We start from the raw sequence: 20,113 nt of genomic DNA, 5'->3' as shown, positions 1-20,113 counted from the left end.
TTTTTTTTTTTTTTTGGTTTGGGGGGGGGGGGGGGGGGGGGGCGGGGGCGCGCGCCCCCCCCCCCCCCCCCCCCCCCCCCCCCCCCCCGCCGGGAACCGACGCGACAAACAGGAGATAGACGTGATCCAGCAGGAGTCGCGACTCCGCATCGCTGACAACACAGGTGCCAAGGAGATCCTTTGCATCCGTGTTCTCGGTGGTTCGGGTCGCCGCTACGCGGGAATCGGTGACGTCATCGTCGCCACCGTCAAGGACGCGATCCCCGGTGGCAACGTGAAGAAGGGCGAGGTCGTCAAGGCGGTCATCGTCCGGACGGTCAAGGAGCGCCGTCGTGCCGACGGCTCGTACATCCGGTTCGACGAGAACGCCGCCGTCATCCTCAAGAACGACGGCGACCCCCGCGGCACCCGTATCTTCGGCCCGGTGGGCCGTGAGCTGCGCGAGAAGAAGTTCATGAAGATCGTCTCGCTCGCGCCGGAGGTGCTGTAACCGATGAAGATCAAGAAGGGCGACCTGGTCCAGGTCATCACCGGTAAGGACAGGGGCAAGCAGGGCAAGGTCATCGTGGCCTACCCGGCTCAGGACCGTGTCCTCGTCGAGGGTGTCAACCGGGTCAAGAAGCACACCAAGGCCGGCGCGACCGACCGCGGCTCGAAGACCGGCGGCATCATCACCACCGAGGCGCCGATCCACGTCAGCAACGTGCAGCTGGTTGTTGAGAAGGACGGCAAGAAGGTCGTGACCCGCGTCGGCTTCCGCTTCGACGACGAGGGCAACAAGATCCGCGTTGCCAAGCGGACCGGTGAGGACATCTGATGACTGCCACCACCACTTCACCGCGTCTCAAGGCGCGCTACCGCGAGGAGATCGCGGGCAAGATGCGTGAGCAGTTCTCCTACGAGAACGTCATGCAGATCCCCGGCCTCACCAAGATCGTGGTCAACATGGGTGTGGGCGACGCCGCCCGCGACTCCAAGCTGATCGAGGGCGCCATCCGCGACCTCGCCACGATCACCGGCCAGAAGCCGCAGGTCACCAAGGCCCGTAAGTCCATCGCGCAGTTCAAGCTGCGTGAGGGCCAGCCGATCGGTGCCCACGTCACGCTGCGCGGCGACCGCATGTGGGAATTCCTCGACCGTCTGCTGTCGCTGGCGCTGCCGCGTATCCGCGACTTCCGCGGTCTGTCCCCCAAGCAGTTCGACGGCCGGGGCAACTACACCTTCGGTCTCACGGAGCAGGTCATGTTCCACGAGATCGACCAGGACAAGATCGACCGGGTCCGGGGCATGGACATCACCGTGGTCACCACGGCGACCAACGACGACGAGGGTCGTGCCCTCCTTCGTCACCTCGGCTTCCCGTTCAAGGAGAACTGACCGTGGCGAAGAAGGCTCTGATCGCTAAGGCCGCTCGCAAGCCCAAGTTCACTGTCCGCGGCTACAACCGCTGCCAGCGCTGTGGCCGGCCGCACTCCGTCTACCGCAAGTTCGGCCTGTGCCGTGTGTGCCTTCGTGAGATGGCCCACCGCGGCGAGCTGCCGGGCGTGACCAAGAGCTCCTGGTAGTTCCGGGTTTCCGGATCACCAGGACTCTCGGTAAGCAGTTGGACGGCGGGACCCCGCCCGCCCGTCGCCCGCCACCACCCTTCCAAGGGCGCCCTGGCGGGCGGCACCCCCTCTTTCTTCCCGTAAGGTAGAAGGGTTGGGCGCCCGCCGCCCGCATCGACTTACTACGCCGTAGGTCCACCGCACCGCACCCGTCCCCGGTTCGCCCGGGGGAGAGGGATGGAGCACCAGGAAACCCCGGCGAGAGAGGCCCAGGGCCAACTCATGACCATGACCGACCCCATCGCAGACATGCTGACCCGTCTGCGTAACGCGAATTCGGCATACCACGACGATGTCGTGATGCCGTTCAGCAAGATCAAGTCGCACATCGCGGAGATCCTCCAGCAGGAGGGCTACATCACCGGCTGGAAGGTCGAGGACGCCGAGGTCGGCAAGAACCTCGTCCTGGAGCTGAAGTTCGGCCCGGAGCGCCAGCGCTCCATCGCCGGCATCAAGCGGATCAGCAAGCCGGGTCTGCGGGTCTACGCGAAGTCCACCAATCTGCCGAAGGTGCTCGGCGGCCTCGGCGTGGCGATCATCTCCACGTCGCACGGTCTGCTCACCGGCCAGCAGGCTCAGAAGAAGGGCGTGGGTGGGGAAGTCCTCGCCTACGTCTGGTAACCGGGAAAGCGAGGTATAGCAATGTCGCGCATCGGCAAGCTGCCCATCTCGGTTCCCGCCGGAGTGGACGTCACCATCGACGGCCGCACGGTCGCGGTGAAGGGCCCCAAGGGCTCGCTCACCCACACCGTCGCCGCGCCGATCGACATCGCCAAGGGCGAGGACGGCACTCTGCTGGTCACCCGCCCCAACGACGAGCGTGTCTCGAAGGCCTTGCACGGCCTGTCCCGCACGCTGGTGGCGAACATGATCACCGGCGTGACCGCGGGCTACAGCAAGCAGCTCGAAATCAGCGGTGTCGGCTACCGCGTCCAGGCGAAGGGCTCCAACCTGGAGTTCGCGCTGGGCTACAGCCACCCGATTCTCGTCGAGGCCCCCGAGGGGATCTCCTTCAAGGTGGAGAACCCCACGAAGTTCTCCGTCGAGGGCATCGACAAGCAGAAGGTCGGCGAGGTGGCCGCCAACATCCGCAAGCTGCGGAAGCCCGACCCGTACAAGGCCAAGGGCGTCAAGTACGCGGGCGAAGTCATCCGCCGCAAGGTCGGAAAGGCGGGTAAGTAGCCATGGCATACGGTGTCAAGATCGCCAAGGGCAAGGCTTACAAGAGCGCTGCGATCAAGCGTCGCCACATCCGGGTGCGCAAGCGCATCTCGGGTACGACCGAGCGTCCGCGCCTGGTCGTGACCCGCTCCAACCGGGGCATCGTGGCGCAGGTCATCGACGACCTCGCGGGCCACACGCTCGCGTCGGCGTCGACCCTCGACGCGTCCATCCGCGGCGGCGAAGGCGACAAGAGCGCCAAGGCTAAGCAGGTCGGCCAGCTCGTGGCCGAACGTGCGAAGGCCAAGGGCGTCGAGGCTGTCGTGTTCGACCGTGGCGGCAACCAGTACGCAGGGCGCATCGCCGCCCTGGCGGACGCCGCCCGCGAAGCCGGACTCAAGTTCTGAGCCGTCCTTCGCGCCAGCGACCCTGTGTCGCTGCGTAGCTAGCGGAAAACGATAGAGAGGTAATTCCAATGGCTGGACCCCAGCGCCGCGGAAGCGGTGCCGGTGGTGGCGAGCGACGGGACCGTAAAGACCGGCGGGACGGCGGCCAGCAGGCCGAGAAGACCGCTTATGTCGAGCGTGTCGTCGCGATCAATCGCGTCGCCAAGGTTGTGAAGGGTGGTCGTCGCTTCAGCTTCACCGCGCTGGTCGTGGTGGGCGACGGTGACGGCACCGTCGGTGTCGGCTACGGCAAGGCCAAGGAGGTGCCGGCCGCCATCGCCAAGGGTGTTGAGGAGGCCAAGAAGCACTTCTTCAAGGTCCCCCGTATCCAGGGCACCATCCCGCACCCGATCCAGGGCGAGAAGGCAGCGGGCGTCGTCCTGCTCAAGCCTGCTTCCCCCGGTACCGGTGTGATCGCCGGCGGCCCGGTGCGTGCCGTGCTGGAGTGCGCGGGCATCCACGACGTGCTGTCCAAGAGCCTCGGCTCCGACAATGCGATCAACATCGTGCACGCCACGGTGGCGGCGCTCCAGGGCCTTCAGCGGCCCGAGGAGATCGCGGCCCGCCGCGGCCTGCCGATCGAGGATGTCGCGCCCGCCGCTCTGCTGCGGGCCCGCGCCGGAGTGGGTGCGTGATGGCGCGTCTGAAGGTCACACAGACCAAGTCCTACATCGGCAGCAAGCAGAACCACCGTGACACGCTGCGGTCGCTCGGGCTCAAGCGCCTGCACGACGTCGTGGTCAAGGAGGACCGCCCGGAGATCCGCGGCATGGTCCACACCGTCCGCCACCTCGTCACGGTCGAGGAGGTCGACTGATCATGGGTGACAACCCGATCAAGCTCCACAACCTCCGTCCCGCTCCGGGCGCCAAGACCGCCAAGACCCGTGTGGGTCGCGGCGAGGCGTCCAAGGGCAAGACGGCCGGTCGTGGCACCAAGGGCACCAAGGCCCGCTACCAGGTTCCGGAGCGCTTCGAGGGCGGGCAGATGCCCCTCCACATGCGGCTCCCGAAGCTCAAGGGCTTCAAGAACCCGTTCCGCACCGAGTACCAGGTCGTCAACCTGGACAAGCTCGCGACCCTCTACCCGGAGGGTGGCGAGGTGACGGTGGCCGACCTGGTCGCCAAGGGTGCGGTACGCAAGAACCAGCTCGTCAAGGTGCTCGGCACCGGCGAGGTCTCCGTGGCGCTGACGGTGACCGTTGACGCGGTTTCCGGCTCCGCCAAGGAGAAGATCGCCGCCGCCGGCGGCACCGTCACCGAGCTCGTCTGAGCCCGATGCCGAACACGACCGGGGATGCCCAGATACACCTGGGCATCCCCGGTCGTTCGTTCCTGTGATTTTCCTTCCCCGGCTGGTCATTCCTTGCGGGGCCATGTCGCCGGTAGGCTGGCCGACGCTGCTGTCGTCAGAACCCTCATAAACCGTCCTTCCGCCCTGGCGCGGGGGGTGCAGGAGGCACCGTGCTCACCGCGTTCGCACGGGCGTTCAAGACGCCCGACCTGCGCAAGAAGCTTCTGTTCACCCTGGGCATCGTGGTGGTCTACCGCCTCGGAGCGCACGTACCGGTGCCGGGTATCGACTACACGGTCGTCAACCAGTGCATCAAGGACACGAAGGGCAACAACAGCCTCTTCGGCCTGGTGAACATGTTCAGCGGCGGCGCACTGCTGCAGCTGACGATCTTCGCGCTCGGCATCATGCCGTACATCACGGCGAGCATCATCCTCCAACTGCTCACGGTGGTGATCCCGCGTCTGGAAGCCCTCAAGAAGGAGGGCCAGGCCGGCACCACGAAGATCACGCAGTACACCCGGTACCTGACGGTCGCGCTGGCCGTGCTCCAGGGGACGGGCCTGGTCGCCACCGCCCGCTCCGGCAGCCTGTTCTCCGGCTGCAACAACGCCGGCGGCATCGTGCCCAACCAGTCGATCTTCACCACGATCACCATGGTCACAACGATGACCGCGGGCACCGTGATGATCATGTGGCTCGGTGAGCTGGTCACCGACCGCGGCATCGGCAACGGCATGTCGATCCTGATGTTCGTCTCCATCGCGGCCGGCTTCCCGGGCTCGCTGTGGGCGATCAAGGTCTCCGGCAAGATCGCGGACGGCTGGGTGGAATTCCTCGCGGTGATCGCGGTCGGCCTGGCGATGGTGGGCCTGGTGGTCTTCGTCGAACAGGCGCAACGCCGTATCCCTGTGCAGTACGCCAAGCGCATGATCGGGCGGCGGTCGTACGGCGGGACCTCCACGTACATCCCGCTCAAGGTCAACCAGGCCGGTGTCATCCCGGTCATCTTCGCGTCGTCGCTGCTGTACATCCCGGCGCTGATCGTGCAGTTCTCCGGTTCGACCTCGGGCTGGGCCCAGTGGATCAGCCGGAACTTCACCAAGGGCGACCACCCGGTGTACATGGCCGCGTACTTCCTGCTGATCGTGTTCTTCGCCTTCTTCTACGTCGCGATCTCGTTCAACCCCGAAGAAGTCGCCGACAACATGAAGAAGTATGGTGGGTTCATTCCGGGCATCCGCGCAGGTCGCCCCACCGCTGAATACCTGAGTTACGTGCTGAACCGCATCACGTGGCCGGGTGCGCTCTACCTGGGTCTCATCGCCCTTGTGCCGACGGTCGCGATCGCGATCTTCAACGGCAGCAACGGCAACTTCCCACTCGGCGGTACCAGCATCCTGATCATCGTGGGTGTCGGCCTGGAGACGGTGAAGCAGATCGAGAGCCAGCTACAGCAGCGTAACTACGAAGGGTTCCTCCGCTGATGCGTATCGTCCTGGTCGGGCCGCCCGGCGCGGGCAAGGGGACGCAGGCCGCGTACCTCGCCAAGAACCTGTCGATCCCGCACATCTCGACGGGCGACCTGTTCCGCGCCAACATCAGCCAGGGCACCGACCTCGGCAAGCAGGCGAAGGCGTACATGGACGCCGGCGACCTGGTGCCGGACGAGGTCACCATCGGCATGGCGGAGGACCGGCTGGACCAGCCGGACGCCGTCGGCGGCTTCCTGCTCGACGGCTTCCCGCGCAACGACTTCCAGGCCCAGGCGCTCGACGCCTACCTGGCCGCCCACGGCATCGCGCTGGACGGCGTGCTCGACCTGGAGGTCCCCGAGGGCGAGGTCGTGAAGCGGATCGCCGGCCGCCGGGTGTGCCGCAACGACAGCGCGCACGTCTTCCACGTCGAGAACAAGCAGCCCAAGGTGCCCGGGGTCTGCGACGTGTGCGGCGGCGAGCTGTACCAGCGCAGCGACGACGCCGAGGACAAGGTCCGCAACCGCCTCGACGTGTACCACCGCGAGACCGAGCCGATCATCGACTACTACAAGCAGCAGAATCTTGTGGTGACGATCTCAGCGCTCGGCACCGTGGCCGAGGTCACGGAGCGCGCGATGGAGGCGCTGCGGCGCGACGACGCCGCCTGAGCGCGTTCTGAGGGGACCGCGGCACGGCAGCACAACAGCACAGCACGGCATACGGCCGTGGTGCCCCGACGGGCACCACGGCCGTATCGTTGAACGGGCACTCGCGCCCGTACACCCCGATCGAAGGAGGGCGTCAGCCGCATGGTGGAGATCAAGACCCCGGAGCAGATCGCCACGATGAGGCGCGCCGGACTGGTCGTCGCGGCGGTGCACGAGGCGACCCGCGCGGCGGCCGTCCCCGGTGCCACCACCAAGGACCTGGACGAGATCGCCGCCCAGGTGATCGCCGACCACGGCGCCAAGCCGAACTTCCTGGGCTACGGCGGCTTCCCCGGCAACATCTGCACGTCGGTCAACGACGTGGTCGTGCACGGCATCCCCGACCGGGCGACCGTGCTCAAGGACGGCGACATCATCGCCGTCGACGCCGGCGCCATCGTGGACGGCTGGCACGGCGACGCGGCCTACACCTGCTTCGTCGGCTCGGGGCACGCGCCCGAGCTGGTCGAACTGAGCCGGGTGACCGAGGAGTCCATGTGGGCCGGCATCGCCGCCTTCCGCAAGGGCAACCGGCTCGAAGACATCTCCCGTGCCGTCGAGAGCTACATCCGCCGCCAGCCGCGCCCCGCGTCGGGCAAGTACGGCATCGTCGAGGACTACGGCGGCCACGGCATCGGCACCGAGATGCACATGGACCCGCACCTGCTGAACTACGTCAGCAAGAAGCGCGGGCGCGGCATCAAGCTCATCCCCGGGGTGTGCCTGGCGATCGAGCCGATGGTCACCCTCGGCTCCCCGCACACCCACGTGCTGGACGACGAGTGGACCGTCAAATCCGACGACGGCTCGTGGTCCTCGCACTGGGAGCACACCATCGCCCTGACCGAGGACGGCCCGCTGGTGCTCACCGCGCCGGACTGCGGCCGGGCCAAGCTCGCCGAGTACGGCATCACGGTGGCGCCCGACCCGGTCGCGTGAGGCGCCCGCCGCCGGCGGCATAACGATCTTGCGGCATGGGCATACACAGTGGATTCGTCTTTCCGGGTGCCTTGTCGTAGACTGACACGTCGGCTCTCGTATGTCTTCCGGCATGCCCAGAGTCGACCAAGGTAGCCGATCCCGAAAGCAGGACATGGCCAAAAAGCAAGGCGCCATCGAAATCGAGGGCACCGTGATCGAGTCTCTGCCGAACGCCATGTTCAAGGTGGAGCTGCAGAACGGTCACAAGGTCCTCGCGCACATCAGCGGCAAGATGCGGATGCACTACATCCGTATCCTTCCGGATGACCGGGTCGTCGTGGAGCTGTCTCCGTACGACCTGACGCGCGGACGGATCGTCTACCGATACAAGTAGATCTCAAGACCCGGAGAACCTGACATCCCATGAAGGTCAAGCCGAGCGTCAAGAAGATCTGCGACAAGTGCAAGGTGATCCGCCGCCACGGCCGGGTCATGGTCATCTGCGACAACCTGCGCCACAAGCAGCGCCAGGGCTGACGCACGACCTGCTCCTTCTGCACCTCCGCAGAGATTCGCGCGACGCACACACGTACATACGCAGCGCCCGTCCCCGTACGAAGGGGGACGACACCCCCGGCGGAGGCCGGGGACCCGTCCGGTACCTGATACGGCCGCCGGGAGCCGGTGCTGCGGAAGACCTCCGACATCCCAGGAGCCACACACATGGCACGCCTTTCAGGCGTTGACCTCCCGCGCGAGAAGCGCGTGGAGATCGCCCTCACCTATGTCTTCGGCATCGGGCGCTCGCGCGCCCAGGACATCCTGAAGAACACCGGTGTGAACCCCGACGTCCGCGTGCGCGACCTTGCTGAGGAAGACCTCATCAAGATCGCCAAGTGGGTCGACGACAACTACACGACCGAGGGTGACCTCCGTCGTTCGGTGCAGGCCGACATCCGCCGCAAGGTCGAGATCGGCTGCTACCAGGGTCTGCGTCACCGCCGGGGCCTGCCCGTACACGGGCAGCGCACTCACACCAACGCCCGCACCCGCAAGGGCCCGCGTCGCGCCATCGCCGGCAAGAAGAAGCCGGGCAAGAAGTAGTCCACAGCAGGACCACCCAGCGGTCTTCGCTCGTAGGACCGACCACCTCCACCGGGAGAACGTGACACATGCCTCCTAAGGGCCGTCAGGGCGCAGCCAAGAAGGTGCGCCGCAAGGAAAAGAAGAACGTCGCTCATGGGCACGCCCACATCAAGAGCACGTTCAACAACACGATCGTCTCGATCACCGACCCCGCGGGCAACGTGATCTCCTGGGCCTCCGCCGGCCACGTCGGCTTCAAGGGCTCGCGCAAGTCCACCCCCTTCGCCGCGCAGATGGCCGCCGAGTCGGCCGCCCGCCGGGCGCAGGAGCACGGCATGCGCAAGGTGGACGTCTTCGTCAAGGGTCCCGGCTCCGGCCGCGAGACCGCGATCCGCTCCCTCCAGGCCACCGGCCTTGAGGTCGGGTCGATCCAGGACGTCACCCCGACCCCGCACAACGGCTGCCGCCCGCCGAAGCGCCGCCGCGTCTGACCAGCCGATAACAGGAGAACTGAGACAATGGCGCGTTACACCGGGGCCGACTGCAAGCGTTGCCGTCGGGAGAAGCAGAAGCTCTTCCTCAAGGGAGCGAAGTGCGAGAGCGCGAAGTGCCCGATCGAGATCCGTCCTTACCCCCCGGGTGAGCACGGACGCGGGCGCACCAAGGACAGCGAGTACCTGCTCCAGCTGCGTGAGAAGCAGAAGTGCGGCCGCATCTACGGTGTCCTCGAGAAGCAGTTCGTGAACTACTACAAGGAAGCGAACCAGAAGTCCGGCAAGACCGGTGAGAACCTGCTTCGCATCCTTGAGACCCGCCTCGACAACGTGGTGTACCGGGCCGGCTTCGCCAAGTCCCGCGACCACGCCCGTCAGCTGGTCCGTCACGGACACATCACCGTCAACGGGCGCAAGAACGACATTCCGTCGGCTCGCGTCGCTGTGAGTGACATCATCGAGGTCCGCGAGTCGTCCCGGAACCTGACCCCGTTTGCGGTGGCGCAGGGCGAGGCCGGCGACAAGACCGTGCCGGCGTGGCTCGAGGCCAACGCGGGCAAGCTCCGGATCCTCGTGCACAGCCTGCCCGAGCGCCAGGTGATCGACACCCAGGTGCAGGAGCAGTTGATCGTCGAGTTCTACTCCAAGTAGCAGCTCGCGGGAACGGGCGGTACGGCTGCCGTTACGACGGTTCCGCCGTGCCGCCCGTACCCTCGTAGTAACAGGGGGCGTCAAATAGCGGGCGCCCACGACAGAAGGACCCACGAACATGCTGATTGCTCAGCGTCCCTCGTTGACCGAAGAGGTCGTCGACGAATTCCGCTCACGGTTCGTGATCGAGCCGCTTGAGCCGGGCTTCGGCTACACCCTCGGCAACTCGCTCCGCCGTACTCTCCTGTCCTCGATCCCGGGTGCCGCGGTCACCTCGATCCGGGTCGACGGTGTCCTGCACGAGTTCACCACCGTGCCGGGCGTCAAGGAGGACGTGACCGACGTCATCCTCAACATCAAGCAGCTGGTCGTCTCCTCGGAGCACGACGAGCCGGTCGTGATGTACCTGCGCAAGCAGGGTCCGGGTGTCGTCACCGCCGCCGACATCGCGCCCCCGGCCGGTGTCGAGGTGCACAACCCCGACCTGGTCCTGGCCACGCTCAACGCCAAGGGCAAGCTGGAGATGGAGCTGACCGTCGAGCGCGGTCGCGGCTACGTCTCCGCGGTGCAGAACAAGCAGCAGGGCCAGGAGATCGGCCGTATCCCGGTCGACTCCATCTACAGCCCGGTGCTCAAGGTCACCTACAAGGTCGAGGCGACCCGGGTCGAGCAGCGCACCGACTTCGACAAGCTGATCGTCGACGTCGAGACCAAGCAGGCCATGCGCCCGCGGGACGCCATGGCGTCGGCGGGCAAGACCCTGGTCGAGCTGTTCGGCCTGGCCCGCGAGCTGAACGTCGACGCCGAGGGCATCGACATGGGCCCGTCCCCCACGGACGCCGCCCTGGCCGCGGATCTGGCGCTGCCGATCGAGGAGCTGGAACTCACCGTCCGCTCCTACAACTGCCTCAAGCGCGAGGGCATCCACTCCGTGGGCGAGCTCGTCGCACGCTCCGAGGCGGACCTGCTCGACATCCGCAACTTCGGTGCGAAGTCGATCGACGAGGTCAAGGCGAAGCTGGCCGGCATGGGCCTGGCCCTCAAGGACAGCCCGCCCGGATTCGACCCGACCGCCGCCGCCGACGCCTTCGGCGCCGACGACGACGTCGACGCCGGCTTCGTGGAGACCGAGCAGTACTGATCCCTCCGGGGTCGGCCAGGTGTACGCGGTTCCCCCGCTGCGGTCCGCTGCCGCGGGGGAACCGCTACCGCAGAGAACGCGCCCTGAGGGGGCGCCCGGGCACAAGTCCGGGACAATCGCAGGACTTCCGGGGCGCGCCCCGGGGCTTACGAGCTGGCAGCCGCCAGTTCGCACTGACATCGGTACCTGACACGGCCGGTGCAGCGTAGAAGGAGAAAGACCATGCCTCAGCCCGCCAAGGGTGCCCGTCTGGGCGGCAGCGCCGCGCATGAGAAGCTGCTTCTCGCGAACCTCGCGAAGGCGCTCTTCGAGCACGGCCGCATCACCACCACCGAGGCCAAGGCGCGCCGGCTGCGCCCGGTCGCGGAGCGCCTGATCACCAAGGCGAAGAAGGGCGACATGCACAACCGTCGCCAGGTGCTGCAGACGATCACGGACAAGAGCATCGTGCACACGCTCTTCACCGAGATCGGCCCGCGGTACGAGAACCGCCCGGGTGGCTACACCCGGATCACCAAGATCGGCCCCCGCCGCGGCGACAACGCGCCCATGGCGGTCATCGAGCTGGTCGAGGCCCTGACCGTGCAGCAGTCCGCTGTCGGTGAGGCCGAGGCCGCGACGAAGCGTTCCGCGAAGGACACCGCGGGCGACGACGCCATCGCCGACCTCAAGAAGGACGAGGCCGTCGAGGACGCCAAGCCCGCTGACGCGGCGGCGGACGCCGAGGAGTCGGACGAGGCCAAGGACGCCTGAGGCGTCCGACAGGTTCTACGGGCGGACCCGTACCCCCTGGGGGTGCGGGTCCTTCCGCTTCCCCACGGTTGAGGAGCTACGCGTGAGCGACGACGCTGCACCCGGTTTCGTACGGGTCCGGCTCGACCTGGCATACGACGGGGCCGACTTCTCCGGCTGGGCCAAGCAGCGCACCCGCCGTACGGTCCAGGGCGAGCTGGAGTCGGCGATCACCACGGTCCTGCGGCTGCCGGGGCCCGTCGAGCTGACGGTGGCCGGCCGCACCGACGCCGGCGTCCACGCGCGCGGCCAGGTCGCGCACGTCGACCTGCCGACCGAGGTGTGGGACGCCGAGCGCGACAAGCTGCGCAGGCGGCTGGCCGGACGCCTGCCCTGGGACGTCCGCGTCTTCGGCGTCAGCGAGGCGCCCTCCGGCTTCAACGCGCGCTTCTCCGCGATCTGGCGCCGGTACGCCTACCGGGTCGGCGACCACCCCGGCGGGGTCGATCCGCTGCTGCGCGGGCATGTGCTGTGGCACGACCGGCCGGTGGACGTCGACGCCATGAACGCCGCCGCGCAACTGCTGCTCGGGGAGCACGACTTCGCGGCGTACTGCAAGAAGCGCGAGGGTGCGACGACGATCCGCACGCTGCTCGATGTGCGCTGGGAGCGGGCGCGCGACGGCGTCGCCGTCGCCACGGTCAGGGCGGACGCCTTCTGCCACAACATGGTGCGGGCGCTGGTCGGGGCGATGATCCTGGTCGGGGACGGGCACCGGCCGGTCGCCTTCCCGGCGGAGGTCCTGGCCGGACGGGTGCGGCACTCCGCGGTGAATGTCGTACGGCCGCACGGGCTGACCCTGGAGGAGGTCGGCTACCCGGCCGATGAACTCCTCGCGGCCCGCAGCCGCGAGGCCCGCAACCTGCGTACGCTGCCGGGCTGCGCCTAGCCGGTCACGCCTCGACTGAGGGGATGCCCCTTCCCCTTTCTTGGCGCCCGTGCCGCCGCCCGTGGCGCTTCGCGCAGTTCCCCGCGTCCCCACGGGGCTCGTCCGCCGCGGTAGAGGGCGACCATCAGGAGCGCGGGGAACTGCGCGGCCGGCCCCCACCGGCGCAAGGCCGGAGCGGCCCGCAGAGGCAGGCCGGGGGGACTACTTCCTGGTCGGATCGGCCGCGGCAGCGTCCTTGCCGCGCTGCACGATGCGGCTGAACGCAAAATCAGACGCGTCGTTCGCCGCCTGCTTCCCCACCGTGTCGTTCGCCGCCAGCGTCGTTCCGTTCTTGAAGCCCGCGATGGCGAAGTACGCGTAACGCCCGACGGAGTTCGCCGTCATCTGGCACCGCACCGCCCGGCAGAAGTCGGCGACGCCCCCGCCGTTGAGCGGGGCGAGGTACTGCGAGACCCCCCGCACCTTCTTCGCGTGCGTGTCGTCCGCGAAGACGGCGACGCCGACCGTCACGGCGAGCCCGCCCTGCGTGTACGTGGCGCGTACCAGCTTCTGGCAGCCGTTGGCGCTGAGGGCCGTCGCGACGGCCTGCCTGGCGTTCTTCGCGCAGGAGGCCGTGACGTCGGTCGCCGTCTTGACGTACGTACGGCCCTTCCAGACGAACTGCTTGCCGGGGAAGAGGGATTCAGGGGTGAGCGGCGCCTTGTCCTTGGCGGCGGTGTTGAGGTAGTCACGCGGATCGACCGGCGGGGGAGGGGCGACCGAGGAGAAGGACGGCGCGGGGGGCAGCGGCTGCTGGCTCGCGGTGCTGCTCGTGGCGGAGGACGGCCCCGCCGACGGCTTGCCGTCGCTCTTGCCGGACATGACGACCGCGGTGGCCACGACGCCGGCTATCACGGCGACGGCGACGATCCCGCCGGTGAGCATCAGGACCCGGCGGCGGCGCGCGCCGGTCGCCTCCTGCCGCTCGGCGAGCGCGGTCCAGTCCGGCGTGCCGGCCCCGCCGCCCGCGTGCCGTGGCTCTGCCTGCGGCTGTGTCCGCGCCGGAGGCGTCGGCCGCGGTGCAGGACCGCCGGCGAACGGTACGTGCCCTGCGCCGCCGCCCTGGGCCGCGGGTGCCTGCTGCTGCGGGGCCGGCCCCTGCGGCTGTGCGGGCGCCTGCCGGCCCGCGTACGGCTGCGGCTGGGGCTGCTGCTGGGCGGGCGCCTGGCCGCTGTGAGCCCGGGGCTGGGGCTGCTGCGGGGGCGCCTGCTCGTCGCCGTAGGCCTGCGGTTGCGCCGGGCTCTGCTGGCCCGCGTACGGCTGCTGCGGCCCCAGCGCCTGCTGCGGGGGCGACCAGTTCTGCGCCGGGATGATCTGGGCCGCCGGTTCCGGCCGGCCCGTCAGGTCGAGGGCGGCGGGCTGGTCCGGGGCGGAGGACCACGGCTGGCCGCCCTGGGGCTGCGCCTGGGACGCGGCCTGCGCGGCGGCGTCGGCCTGCGGGGACCACGCGGGGCCCGGCTCGGGGGCCTGCGGCGGCGGGGACTGCCGACGGAACTGCCGGCGGGGGTCGGCGTCCCGCTGGGAGTGCCCGCGGGAGGGGATGACGCGTCCCTCCAGCACTTCGCGCTCGCCGTCTGCGGCGTTCCTGCGCGGTTCCTGCGGCGGCTGCTGCCCGGGGCCATCGGTCATGTCGCGCATCATATTGCCGGTGCGGGTCCCCGGTGTACCGCGGGCAGCGGCCCGCGGGGTTGGTACGACCGTCCCGGGAAAACGGGTTGGGCGGGTTCGGGCCGCACGGGAGAATTGAGGCCATGGGACATGTGGAAGCAGCGCACCTGGAGTATTACCTGCCGGACGGGCGGGCGCTGCTCGGCGACGTCTCGTTCCGCGTCGGCGACGGCGCGGCCGTGGCGCTGGTCGGGCCGAACGGCGCGGGCAAGACCACGCTGCTGCGGCTGATCTCGGGGGAGATCGCGCCGCACGGCGGCGGGGTCACCGTCAGCGGCGGCCTCGGCGTGATGCGGCAGTTCATCGGGAGCGTCCGGGACGACAGGACCGTACGCGACCTGCTGGTGTCGGTGGCGCACCCGCGGATCCGCGAGGCCGCGGAGGCGGTGGACGCGGCCGAGCTGGCGATCATGGCGCAGGACGACGAGCCGGCGCAGATGGCGTACGCGCACGCGCTGGGCGACTGGGCCGAGGCGCGCGGCTACGAGGCCGAGACGCTGTGGGACATGTGCACGATGGCGGCGCTCGGCGTCCCGTACGAGCGGGCGCAGTGGCGCGAGGTCAAGACGCTGTCCGGCGGCGAGCAGAAGCGGCTGGTGCTCGAGGCGCTGCTGCGCGGTCCCGACGAGGTGCTGCTGCTCGACGAGCCGGACAACTACCTGGACGTGCCGGGCAAGCGCTGGCTGGAGGAGCAGATCGCCGCCACCCGCAAGACCGTGCTGTTCGTCAGCCACGACCGCGAGCTGCTGTCGCGTACCGCGGAGAAGATCGTCAGCGTGGAGACCGGGCCGACCGGGTCCACGACCTGGGTGCACGGCGGCGGTTTCGACACCTTCCACGAGGCCCGCAAGGAGCGCTTCGCCCGCTTCGAGGAACTGCGCCGCCGCTGGGAGGAGGAGCACGCCAAGCTCAAGGCGATGGTGCTGCGGCTGCGGCAGCAGGCGGCGAACAGCCCCGACATGGCCTCGCGCTACCACGCGGCGCAGACCCGGCTGAAGCGGTTCGAGGACGCGGGCGCCCCGCAGGAGCCGCCGCGCGAGCAGGACATCAGGATGCGGCTCAAGGGCGGCAGGACCGGTGTACGGGCGGTGACCTGCGAGAAGCTGGAGCTGACCGGCCTGATGAAACCCTTCGACCTGGAGGTCTTCTACGGCGAGCGGGTCGCGGTGCTCGGCTCGAACGGCTCGGGCAAGTCGCATTTCCTGCGGCTGCTGGCGGGGGACACGGGCGTGGCGCACAAGGGCACGTACAAGCTGGGCGCCCGGGTCGTGCCCGGCCACTTCGCGCAGACCCACGCGCACCCCGAGCTGCGCGGGCGCCCGCTGGTGGACATCCTGTGGACCGAGCACGCCAGGGACCGCGGGCGGGCGATGTCGGTGCTGCGCCGGTACGAACTGGAACGGCAGGGCGACCAGCCCTTCGACAAGCTGTCCGGCGGGCAGCAGGCCCGCTTCCAGATCCTGCTGATGGAGCTGGAGGGCACGACCGCGCTGCTGCTGGACGAGCCGACGGACAACCTCGACCTGGAGAGCGCGGAAGCCCTCCAGGAGGGCCTGGAGGCCTACGACGGTACGGTGCTGGCGGTCACGCACGACCGCTGGTTCGCCCGCAGTTTCGACCGCTACCTGGTCTTCGGCTCCGACGGGCTGGTCCGCGAGACGGCCGCTCCGGTGTGGGACGAGCGCCGCGTGGAGCGCGAACGGTGAGGGGGTCCACGGCCGGGGCCGCACACGCGTTTTGACCCGCCGGGGGCCGCCCGGGTATTCTTCGGGTTCGTTATGCGTATTGGCTTGCTCTATCTCACGTGAGGGGCCCTTACGCCGGTCCACCGGGCCGATGACCAGCGGCAGGCAGACGGGTTGCGTCCCCGTATGCGGCCATGGCTGTCGTGATCGTCCGGGTGGCCTTGTCAGGACCCTTCCCCACCGCCCTCGCGGCGGGTCAGGGGAAACCACTACTGAGAAGAAGCGAAGGCTACGACCGTGCGTACGTTCAGCCCCAAGCCCGGCGATGTCCAGCGCCAGTGGCATGTCATCGACGCGCAGGACGTTGTCCTGGGCCGTCTGGCCACTCAGGCCGCCACCCTTCTGCGGGGCAAGCACAAGCCCATCTACGCGCCCCACGTCGACACCGGCGACTTCGTCATCATCATCAACGCCGACAAGGTCCACCTCTCGGGTAACAAGCGGACCCAGAAGATGGCCTACCGCCACTCGGGTTACCCGGGCGGTCTGCGTTCCGTGCGCTATGACGAGCTGCTGGAGAAGAATCCCGAGAAGGCCGTCGAGAAGGCCGTCAAGGGCATGCTTCCGAAGAACACCCTGGGCCGTCAGATGCTCTCCAAGCTGAAGGTCTACTCGGGCGACCAGCACCCGCACGCTGCCCAGCAGCCGGTGCCGTTCGAGATCACCCAGGTCGCGCAGTAGTTCCCGGCCACCAGCTACCAGAAAGAACCTGAGGAGAATCGTGGCTGAGACCACTGCCGAGACCGTCATCGAGGGCGACGAGCCTTTCGAGGAGATCACCACCTTCGAGTCCGAGGCCGTCGAGGGGGAGTACACCTCCGAGTCGCTCGCCTCGCGCTTCGGCGACCCGCAGCCGGCTGCCGGCACCGGCCGCCGCAAGCAGTCCATCGCCCGCGTCCGGATCGTCCCGGGCAGCGGAAAGTGGAAGATCAACGGCCGCACCCTTGAGGGCTACTTCCCGAACAAGGTGCACCAGCAGGAAGTCAACGAGCCCTTCAAGGTGCTCGAACTCGACAACCGCTACGACGTCATCGCCCGCATCAGCGGCGGCGGCATCTCGGGCCAGGCCGGTGCGCTGCGCCTCGGTGTCGCCCGTGCGCTGAACGAGGCCGACGTCGACAACAACCGCGGCCCGCTCAAGAAGGCCGGCTTCCTGACCCGTGACGACCGTGCGGTCGAGCGGAAGAAGGCCGGTCTGAAGAAGGCCCGCAAGGCGCCGCAGTTCAGCAAGCGCTAGTCGCACCGGCACGCCGTTGCCGCTGCACAACGCCCCGGAGGCACACCATTGCCTCCGGGGCGTTCGCATGTGGCGCCGCCGTCGTATATCTGTGGTGATACGACTGGTACAACCAAGTACAGGGCGCCAAGCGTCATGCACCAAGCAGGTGCGCGGCCGGGACACCGCGCACGGCACCTGCGTACATGAGTACGGCCGGGCACGGCCGCGACGGCAGAGCCGCCGTATCGCATCGGAGGACACACAGTGGGACGACTCTTCGGCACCGACGGGGTCCGCGGTATCGCCAACGCGGACCTCACCGCCGAGCTGGCGCTGGGCCTGTCGGTCGCGGCGGCGCACGTTCTGGCGGAAGCGGGGACCTTCGCCGGGCACCGGCCGGTCGCGGTGGTCGGGCGCGATCCGCGCGCCTCGGGCGAATTCCTGGAGGCCGCCGTCGTGGCGGGCCTCGCGAGCGCGGGCGTGGACGTCCTGCGGGTCGGTGTGCTGCCCACCCCGGCGGTGGCGTATCTCACCGGTGCGCTGGGCGCCGACCTCGGCGTGATGCTGTCCGCCAGCCACAACGCGATGCCCGACAACGGGGTGAAGTTCCTGGCCCGCGGCGGCCACAAGCTGGACGACGACCTCGAGGACCAGATCGAGAAGATCTACGAGGAGCACCGCACCGGCGCCCCCTGGCTGCGGCCCACCGGCGCGGGCGTGGGCCGGGTGCGCGACTACGACGAGGGCTTCGACCAGTACGTCGCCCACCTCATCGGCGTGCTGCCCAACCGCCTCGACGGGCTCAAGGTCGTCCTCGACGAGGCGCACGGCGCCGCGTCCTGGGTGTCGCCCGAGGCGTTCTCGCGGGCCGGCGCCGAGGTCGTCACGATCGGCGCCAAGCCCGACGGCCTCAACATCAACGACGGCTGCGGCTCCACCCATCTGGACCTGCTCAAGGCCGCCGTCGTGGAGCAGGGCGCCGACTTCGGCATCGCGCACGACGGCGACGCCGACCGCTGCCTCGCGGTGGACGCGGCCGGCGAGGAGGTCGACGGCGACCAGATCCTGGCGATCCTGGCGGTGGCACTGCACGAGCGGGGCGAGCTGCGCGGCAACACCGTCGTCGGCACGGTCATGTCCAACCTGGGCTTCAAGCTGGCCATGGAGCGCGAGGGCATCACCCTGGTGCAGACCGCGGTCGGTGACCGCTACGTCCTGGAGTCGATGAAGGAGCACGGCTACGCCCTCGGCGGCGAGCAGTCGGGCCATGTCATCGTGCTCGACCACGCCACCACCGGCGACGGCACCCTGACCGGGCTGCTGCTGGCCGCCCGGGTGATGGAGACCGGCCGCCCGCTGGCCGACCTCGCCGCGGTCATGCAGCGGCTGCCGCAGGTCCTGATCAATGTGCCGGACGTCGACAGGAGCCGGGCGGCCACCGCGCCCGAGCTGGTCGCGGCCGTCGCGGAGGCGGAGGCGGAGCTGGGCGCGACCGGGCGGGTGCTGCTGCGGCCCTCCGGGACCGAGCCGCTGGTCCGCGTCATGGTCGAGGCCGCCGACATCGACCACGCGAGATCGGTCGCGGGCCGCCTCGCGGACGTGGTGAAGTCCTCGCTGGGCTGAGCGGCGTCACGCCTGCACCCGTCCCGCGCCTCCCGCGCGGGGCGGTCCGGGCGGAGCTGGGCCGGGCTCGGCTCGCCGTCACCAGGTGACGGCTCTCGCAGGCGTCACAATTTGCGCAGGGACAGCCGCTGCACCTTGTGGTCCTGGTTCTTGCGCAGGACCAGCGTCGCCCGGCTGCGGGTCGGCAGCACATTCTGTTCGAGGTTGGGCCGGTTGACGGTCTGCCAGACCATCCGGGCGTAGTCCATCGCCTCGTCCTCGGCCACCCGGGTGTATTTCGTGAAGTACGAGTCCGGGTTCTGGAACGCGGTCTCGCGCAGCTTGCGGAACCGGCCGAGATACCACCGTTCGATGTCCTCGGTGCGGGCGTCGACGTAGACGCTGAAGTCGAAGTAGTCGGCGAGCCCGACCCTGGTGCGGCCGTCCTGCCCTGGCAGCGCGGGCTGGAGCACATTGAGGCCCTCGACGATGAGGATGTCGGGCCTGCGGACGGTGAGCAGCTCGCCGGGCACGATGTCGTAGAAGAGGTGGGAGTAGACCGGCGCGGTGACCTCGGCCTTGCCGGACTTCACGTCGGCGACGAAGCGGGTCAGCGCGCGCCGGTCGTACGACTCGGGGAAGCCCTTGCGCGACATCAGGCCGCGCCGCAGCAATTCCGCGTTGGGCAGCAGGAAGCCGTCGGTGGTGACCAGCTCGACCCGCGGGTGCTCGGGCCAGCGCGCCAGCAGCGCCTGGAGCAGCCGGGCGGTGGTGGACTTGCCCACCGCCACACTCCCGGCCACGCCTATGACGAACGGTGTGCCCGGCTGCGGGCCGCCCGCCGCGCCGGCCAGGAAGGTGTTCAGGGCGCCGCGCAGGCCGCTGTGCGCGGCCACGTAGAGATTCAGCAGCCGGGACAGCGGCAGGTAGACGTCCACCACCTCGTCCAGGTCGATGACGTCGCCGAGCCCGCGCAGCCGCTCCACCTCCTCGGCGGTCAGCGGCAGCGGGGTGCGGTCGCGCAGCGCGCTCCACTGCTCCCTCGTCAGGTCGACGAAGGGGCTGGCGGGCGCGGTCGGCGTGGTGGTCACGGTGAGCATCCTCGCAGGGCGCCTCGGGCGGCGGTGCGGCGGTGGGCTTACGCGGGCGTGCACGGTGTGCGCCGGTGCCGCAC

The 20,113-nt window shown here is 69.1% G+C and carries 27 protein-coding genes; 25 read left to right on the top strand and 2 right to left on the bottom strand.

All coding sequences use genetic code 11. From position 1 onward, the window contains the following. Window positions 1-121: 121 nt before the first annotated feature. From rplN to truA, 21 genes are all read left to right on the top strand, one after another. Window positions 122-490 (top strand): 50S ribosomal protein L14, encoded by a 369-nt coding sequence (gene rplN, locus V7E46_RS12460; protein ID WP_073492414.1) that lies wholly within the window; start codon window positions 122-124, stop codon window positions 488-490. Between the two features lie 3 nt (window positions 491-493). Then, window positions 494-817: a 50S ribosomal protein L24 gene (gene rplX, locus V7E46_RS12455; RefSeq protein WP_329175562.1), complete on the top strand. Its 324-nt coding sequence runs from the start codon at window positions 494-496 to the stop codon at window positions 815-817. Next, a complete protein-coding gene (gene rplE, locus V7E46_RS12450) occupies window positions 817-1,377 on the top strand; it encodes a 50S ribosomal protein L5 (protein ID WP_329175560.1) in 561 nt (186 codons plus the stop codon). Before rplX ends, rplE begins: the two co-directional genes overlap by 1 nt. A 2-nt stretch (window positions 1,378-1,379) precedes the next feature. Further along, a complete protein-coding gene (locus V7E46_RS12445; protein ID WP_033177806.1) occupies window positions 1,380-1,565 on the top strand; it encodes a type Z 30S ribosomal protein S14 in 186 nt (61 codons plus the stop codon). A gap of 264 nt (window positions 1,566-1,829) precedes the next feature. Further along, window positions 1,830-2,228 (top strand): 30S ribosomal protein S8, encoded by a 399-nt coding sequence (gene rpsH, locus V7E46_RS12440; RefSeq protein WP_329182408.1) that lies wholly within the window; start codon window positions 1,830-1,832, stop codon window positions 2,226-2,228. A gap of 21 nt (window positions 2,229-2,249) precedes the next feature. Next, window positions 2,250-2,789 carry a 50S ribosomal protein L6 gene (gene rplF / locus V7E46_RS12435; RefSeq protein WP_327289205.1) on the top strand — a complete coding sequence of 180 codons (540 nt, stop codon included), beginning with the start codon at window positions 2,250-2,252 and terminating at the stop codon, window positions 2,787-2,789. Between the two features lie 2 nt (window positions 2,790-2,791). Continuing rightward, complete coding sequence (rplR, locus tag V7E46_RS12430; RefSeq protein ID WP_329175556.1) at window positions 2,792-3,175, top strand: 50S ribosomal protein L18; 384 nt, start codon at window positions 2,792-2,794, stop codon at window positions 3,173-3,175. A gap of 68 nt (window positions 3,176-3,243) precedes the next feature. Then, on the top strand, window positions 3,244-3,849 hold the full coding sequence (gene rpsE / locus V7E46_RS12425) for a 30S ribosomal protein S5 (RefSeq protein WP_093713222.1): 606 nt from the start codon (window positions 3,244-3,246) through the stop codon (window positions 3,847-3,849). Continuing rightward, window positions 3,849-4,031: a 50S ribosomal protein L30 gene (gene rpmD, locus V7E46_RS12420; protein ID WP_031524772.1), complete on the top strand. Its 183-nt coding sequence runs from the start codon at window positions 3,849-3,851 to the stop codon at window positions 4,029-4,031. Before rpsE ends, rpmD begins: the two co-directional genes overlap by 1 nt. Before the next feature lie 2 nt (window positions 4,032-4,033). Further along, the gene (rplO, locus tag V7E46_RS12415) at window positions 4,034-4,486 is read left to right on the top strand and encodes a 50S ribosomal protein L15 (RefSeq protein WP_443054135.1); all 453 of its coding nucleotides are present in this window, start codon (window positions 4,034-4,036) and stop codon (window positions 4,484-4,486) included. 191 nt (window positions 4,487-4,677) lie between these two features. Then, a complete protein-coding gene (gene secY / locus V7E46_RS12410; protein ID WP_329175554.1) occupies window positions 4,678-5,994 on the top strand; it encodes a preprotein translocase subunit SecY in 1,317 nt (438 codons plus the stop codon). Continuing rightward, a complete protein-coding gene (locus V7E46_RS12405; RefSeq protein WP_333768465.1) occupies window positions 5,994-6,653 on the top strand; it encodes an adenylate kinase in 660 nt (219 codons plus the stop codon). The genes secY and V7E46_RS12405 overlap by 1 nt, the downstream gene beginning before the upstream one ends. A gap of 141 nt (window positions 6,654-6,794) precedes the next feature. Then, on the top strand, window positions 6,795-7,631 hold the full coding sequence (gene map / locus V7E46_RS12400; protein ID WP_333768464.1) for a type I methionyl aminopeptidase: 837 nt from the start codon (window positions 6,795-6,797) through the stop codon (window positions 7,629-7,631). 154 nt (window positions 7,632-7,785) lie between these two features. Beyond that, complete coding sequence (gene infA / locus V7E46_RS12395) at window positions 7,786-8,007, top strand: translation initiation factor IF-1 (RefSeq protein WP_003956442.1); 222 nt, start codon at window positions 7,786-7,788, stop codon at window positions 8,005-8,007. Window positions 8,008-8,036: 29 nt separating this feature from the next. Continuing rightward, window positions 8,037-8,150: a 50S ribosomal protein L36 gene (gene rpmJ, locus V7E46_RS12390; protein ID WP_003956441.1), complete on the top strand. Its 114-nt coding sequence runs from the start codon at window positions 8,037-8,039 to the stop codon at window positions 8,148-8,150. 186 nt (window positions 8,151-8,336) lie between these two features. Then, window positions 8,337-8,717, top strand: a complete 381-nt coding sequence (rpsM, locus tag V7E46_RS12385) for a 30S ribosomal protein S13 (RefSeq protein ID WP_329175549.1) — start codon at window positions 8,337-8,339, stop codon at window positions 8,715-8,717. A gap of 68 nt (window positions 8,718-8,785) precedes the next feature. Continuing rightward, entirely contained in the window at window positions 8,786-9,190 is a 405-nt protein-coding gene (gene rpsK / locus V7E46_RS12380) for a 30S ribosomal protein S11 (protein ID WP_006376016.1), read from the top strand. 27 nt (window positions 9,191-9,217) lie between these two features. Beyond that, window positions 9,218-9,844 carry a 30S ribosomal protein S4 gene (rpsD, locus tag V7E46_RS12375; RefSeq protein WP_329175547.1) on the top strand — a complete coding sequence of 209 codons (627 nt, stop codon included), beginning with the start codon at window positions 9,218-9,220 and terminating at the stop codon, window positions 9,842-9,844. A gap of 118 nt (window positions 9,845-9,962) precedes the next feature. After that, window positions 9,963-10,985, top strand: coding sequence for a DNA-directed RNA polymerase subunit alpha (locus V7E46_RS12370; RefSeq protein WP_033177813.1), 1,023 nt, complete (start codon window positions 9,963-9,965; stop codon window positions 10,983-10,985). 222 nt (window positions 10,986-11,207) lie between these two features. After that, window positions 11,208-11,738: a 50S ribosomal protein L17 gene (gene rplQ / locus V7E46_RS12365; RefSeq protein WP_333768463.1), complete on the top strand. Its 531-nt coding sequence runs from the start codon at window positions 11,208-11,210 to the stop codon at window positions 11,736-11,738. Window positions 11,739-11,820: 82 nt separating this feature from the next. Next, the gene (gene truA, locus V7E46_RS12360) at window positions 11,821-12,666 is read left to right on the top strand and encodes a tRNA pseudouridine(38-40) synthase TruA (RefSeq protein ID WP_333768462.1); all 846 of its coding nucleotides are present in this window, start codon (window positions 11,821-11,823) and stop codon (window positions 12,664-12,666) included. A 201-nt stretch (window positions 12,667-12,867) separates the two neighbouring features. Here truA and V7E46_RS12355 read toward each other — a convergent pair whose 3' ends face one another. Further along, a complete protein-coding gene (locus tag V7E46_RS12355) occupies window positions 12,868-14,334 on the bottom strand; it encodes a hypothetical protein (protein WP_333768461.1) in 1,467 nt (488 codons plus the stop codon). Window positions 14,335-14,456: 122 nt separating this feature from the next. On the opposite strand from V7E46_RS12355, the gene V7E46_RS12350 reads away from it, so the two are divergent. From V7E46_RS12350 to glmM, 4 genes are all read left to right on the top strand, one after another. Further along, window positions 14,457-16,079 (top strand): ABC-F family ATP-binding cassette domain-containing protein, encoded by a 1,623-nt coding sequence (locus V7E46_RS12350; protein WP_329175541.1) that lies wholly within the window; start codon window positions 14,457-14,459, stop codon window positions 16,077-16,079. Window positions 16,080-16,355: 276 nt separating this feature from the next. Beyond that, the gene (gene rplM, locus V7E46_RS12345; RefSeq protein WP_329175539.1) at window positions 16,356-16,799 is read left to right on the top strand and encodes a 50S ribosomal protein L13; all 444 of its coding nucleotides are present in this window, start codon (window positions 16,356-16,358) and stop codon (window positions 16,797-16,799) included. Between the two features lie 40 nt (window positions 16,800-16,839). Continuing rightward, complete coding sequence (gene rpsI, locus V7E46_RS12340) at window positions 16,840-17,355, top strand: 30S ribosomal protein S9 (protein ID WP_329175537.1); 516 nt, start codon at window positions 16,840-16,842, stop codon at window positions 17,353-17,355. A 246-nt stretch (window positions 17,356-17,601) separates the two neighbouring features. Further along, window positions 17,602-18,960, top strand: coding sequence for a phosphoglucosamine mutase (gene glmM, locus V7E46_RS12335; RefSeq protein WP_329175535.1), 1,359 nt, complete (start codon window positions 17,602-17,604; stop codon window positions 18,958-18,960). A 104-nt stretch (window positions 18,961-19,064) separates the two neighbouring features. On the opposite strand, the gene coaA is transcribed toward glmM, so the two are convergent. Then, window positions 19,065-20,039: a type I pantothenate kinase gene (gene coaA / locus V7E46_RS12330; RefSeq protein ID WP_333768460.1), complete on the bottom strand. Its 975-nt coding sequence runs from the start codon at window positions 20,037-20,039 to the stop codon at window positions 19,065-19,067. Window positions 20,040-20,113: the final 74 nt, after the last annotated feature.

The sequence above is a fragment of the Streptomyces sp. IBSBF 2435 genome (assembly GCF_036815005.1).
Classification (GTDB): domain Bacteria; phylum Actinomycetota; class Actinomycetes; order Streptomycetales; family Streptomycetaceae; genus Actinacidiphila.
The sequence above is the reverse complement of the archived record's forward strand: the minus strand, read 5'-3'. Positions and strand labels throughout refer to the sequence as shown.

Coding starts and splice junctions, on each gene's coding strand:
- rplE (WP_329175560.1), top strand. CDS start 817: ATGACTGCCACCACCACTTCACCGCGTCTCAAGGCGCGCTACCGCGAG.
- rplR (WP_329175556.1), top strand. CDS start 2,792: ATGGCATACGGTGTCAAGATCGCCAAGGGCAAGGCTTACAAGAGCGCT.
- rpmJ (WP_003956441.1), top strand. CDS start 8,037: ATGAAGGTCAAGCCGAGCGTCAAGAAGATCTGCGACAAGTGCAAGGTG.
- rplX (WP_329175562.1), top strand. CDS start 494: ATGAAGATCAAGAAGGGCGACCTGGTCCAGGTCATCACCGGTAAGGAC.
- rplO (WP_443054135.1), top strand. CDS start 4,034: ATGGGTGACAACCCGATCAAGCTCCACAACCTCCGTCCCGCTCCGGGC.
- coaA (WP_333768460.1), bottom strand. CDS start 20,039: ATGCTCACCGTGACCACCACGCCGACCGCGCCCGCCAGCCCCTTCGTC.
- rpsM (WP_329175549.1), top strand. CDS start 8,337: ATGGCACGCCTTTCAGGCGTTGACCTCCCGCGCGAGAAGCGCGTGGAG.
- rpmD (WP_031524772.1), top strand. CDS start 3,849: ATGGCGCGTCTGAAGGTCACACAGACCAAGTCCTACATCGGCAGCAAG.
- map (WP_333768464.1), top strand. CDS start 6,795: ATGGTGGAGATCAAGACCCCGGAGCAGATCGCCACGATGAGGCGCGCC.
- rpsK (WP_006376016.1), top strand. CDS start 8,786: ATGCCTCCTAAGGGCCGTCAGGGCGCAGCCAAGAAGGTGCGCCGCAAG.
- V7E46_RS12405 (WP_333768465.1), top strand. CDS start 5,994: ATGCGTATCGTCCTGGTCGGGCCGCCCGGCGCGGGCAAGGGGACGCAG.
- V7E46_RS12370 (WP_033177813.1), top strand. CDS start 9,963: ATGCTGATTGCTCAGCGTCCCTCGTTGACCGAAGAGGTCGTCGACGAA.
- V7E46_RS12355 (WP_333768461.1), bottom strand. CDS start 14,334: ATGACCGATGGCCCCGGGCAGCAGCCGCCGCAGGAACCGCGCAGGAAC.
- rplQ (WP_333768463.1), top strand. CDS start 11,208: ATGCCTCAGCCCGCCAAGGGTGCCCGTCTGGGCGGCAGCGCCGCGCAT.
- rplF (WP_327289205.1), top strand. CDS start 2,250: ATGTCGCGCATCGGCAAGCTGCCCATCTCGGTTCCCGCCGGAGTGGAC.
- infA (WP_003956442.1), top strand. CDS start 7,786: ATGGCCAAAAAGCAAGGCGCCATCGAAATCGAGGGCACCGTGATCGAG.
- rpsD (WP_329175547.1), top strand. CDS start 9,218: ATGGCGCGTTACACCGGGGCCGACTGCAAGCGTTGCCGTCGGGAGAAG.
- V7E46_RS12350 (WP_329175541.1), top strand. CDS start 14,457: ATGGGACATGTGGAAGCAGCGCACCTGGAGTATTACCTGCCGGACGGG.
- rpsH (WP_329182408.1), top strand. CDS start 1,830: ATGACCATGACCGACCCCATCGCAGACATGCTGACCCGTCTGCGTAAC.
- rpsE (WP_093713222.1), top strand. CDS start 3,244: ATGGCTGGACCCCAGCGCCGCGGAAGCGGTGCCGGTGGTGGCGAGCGA.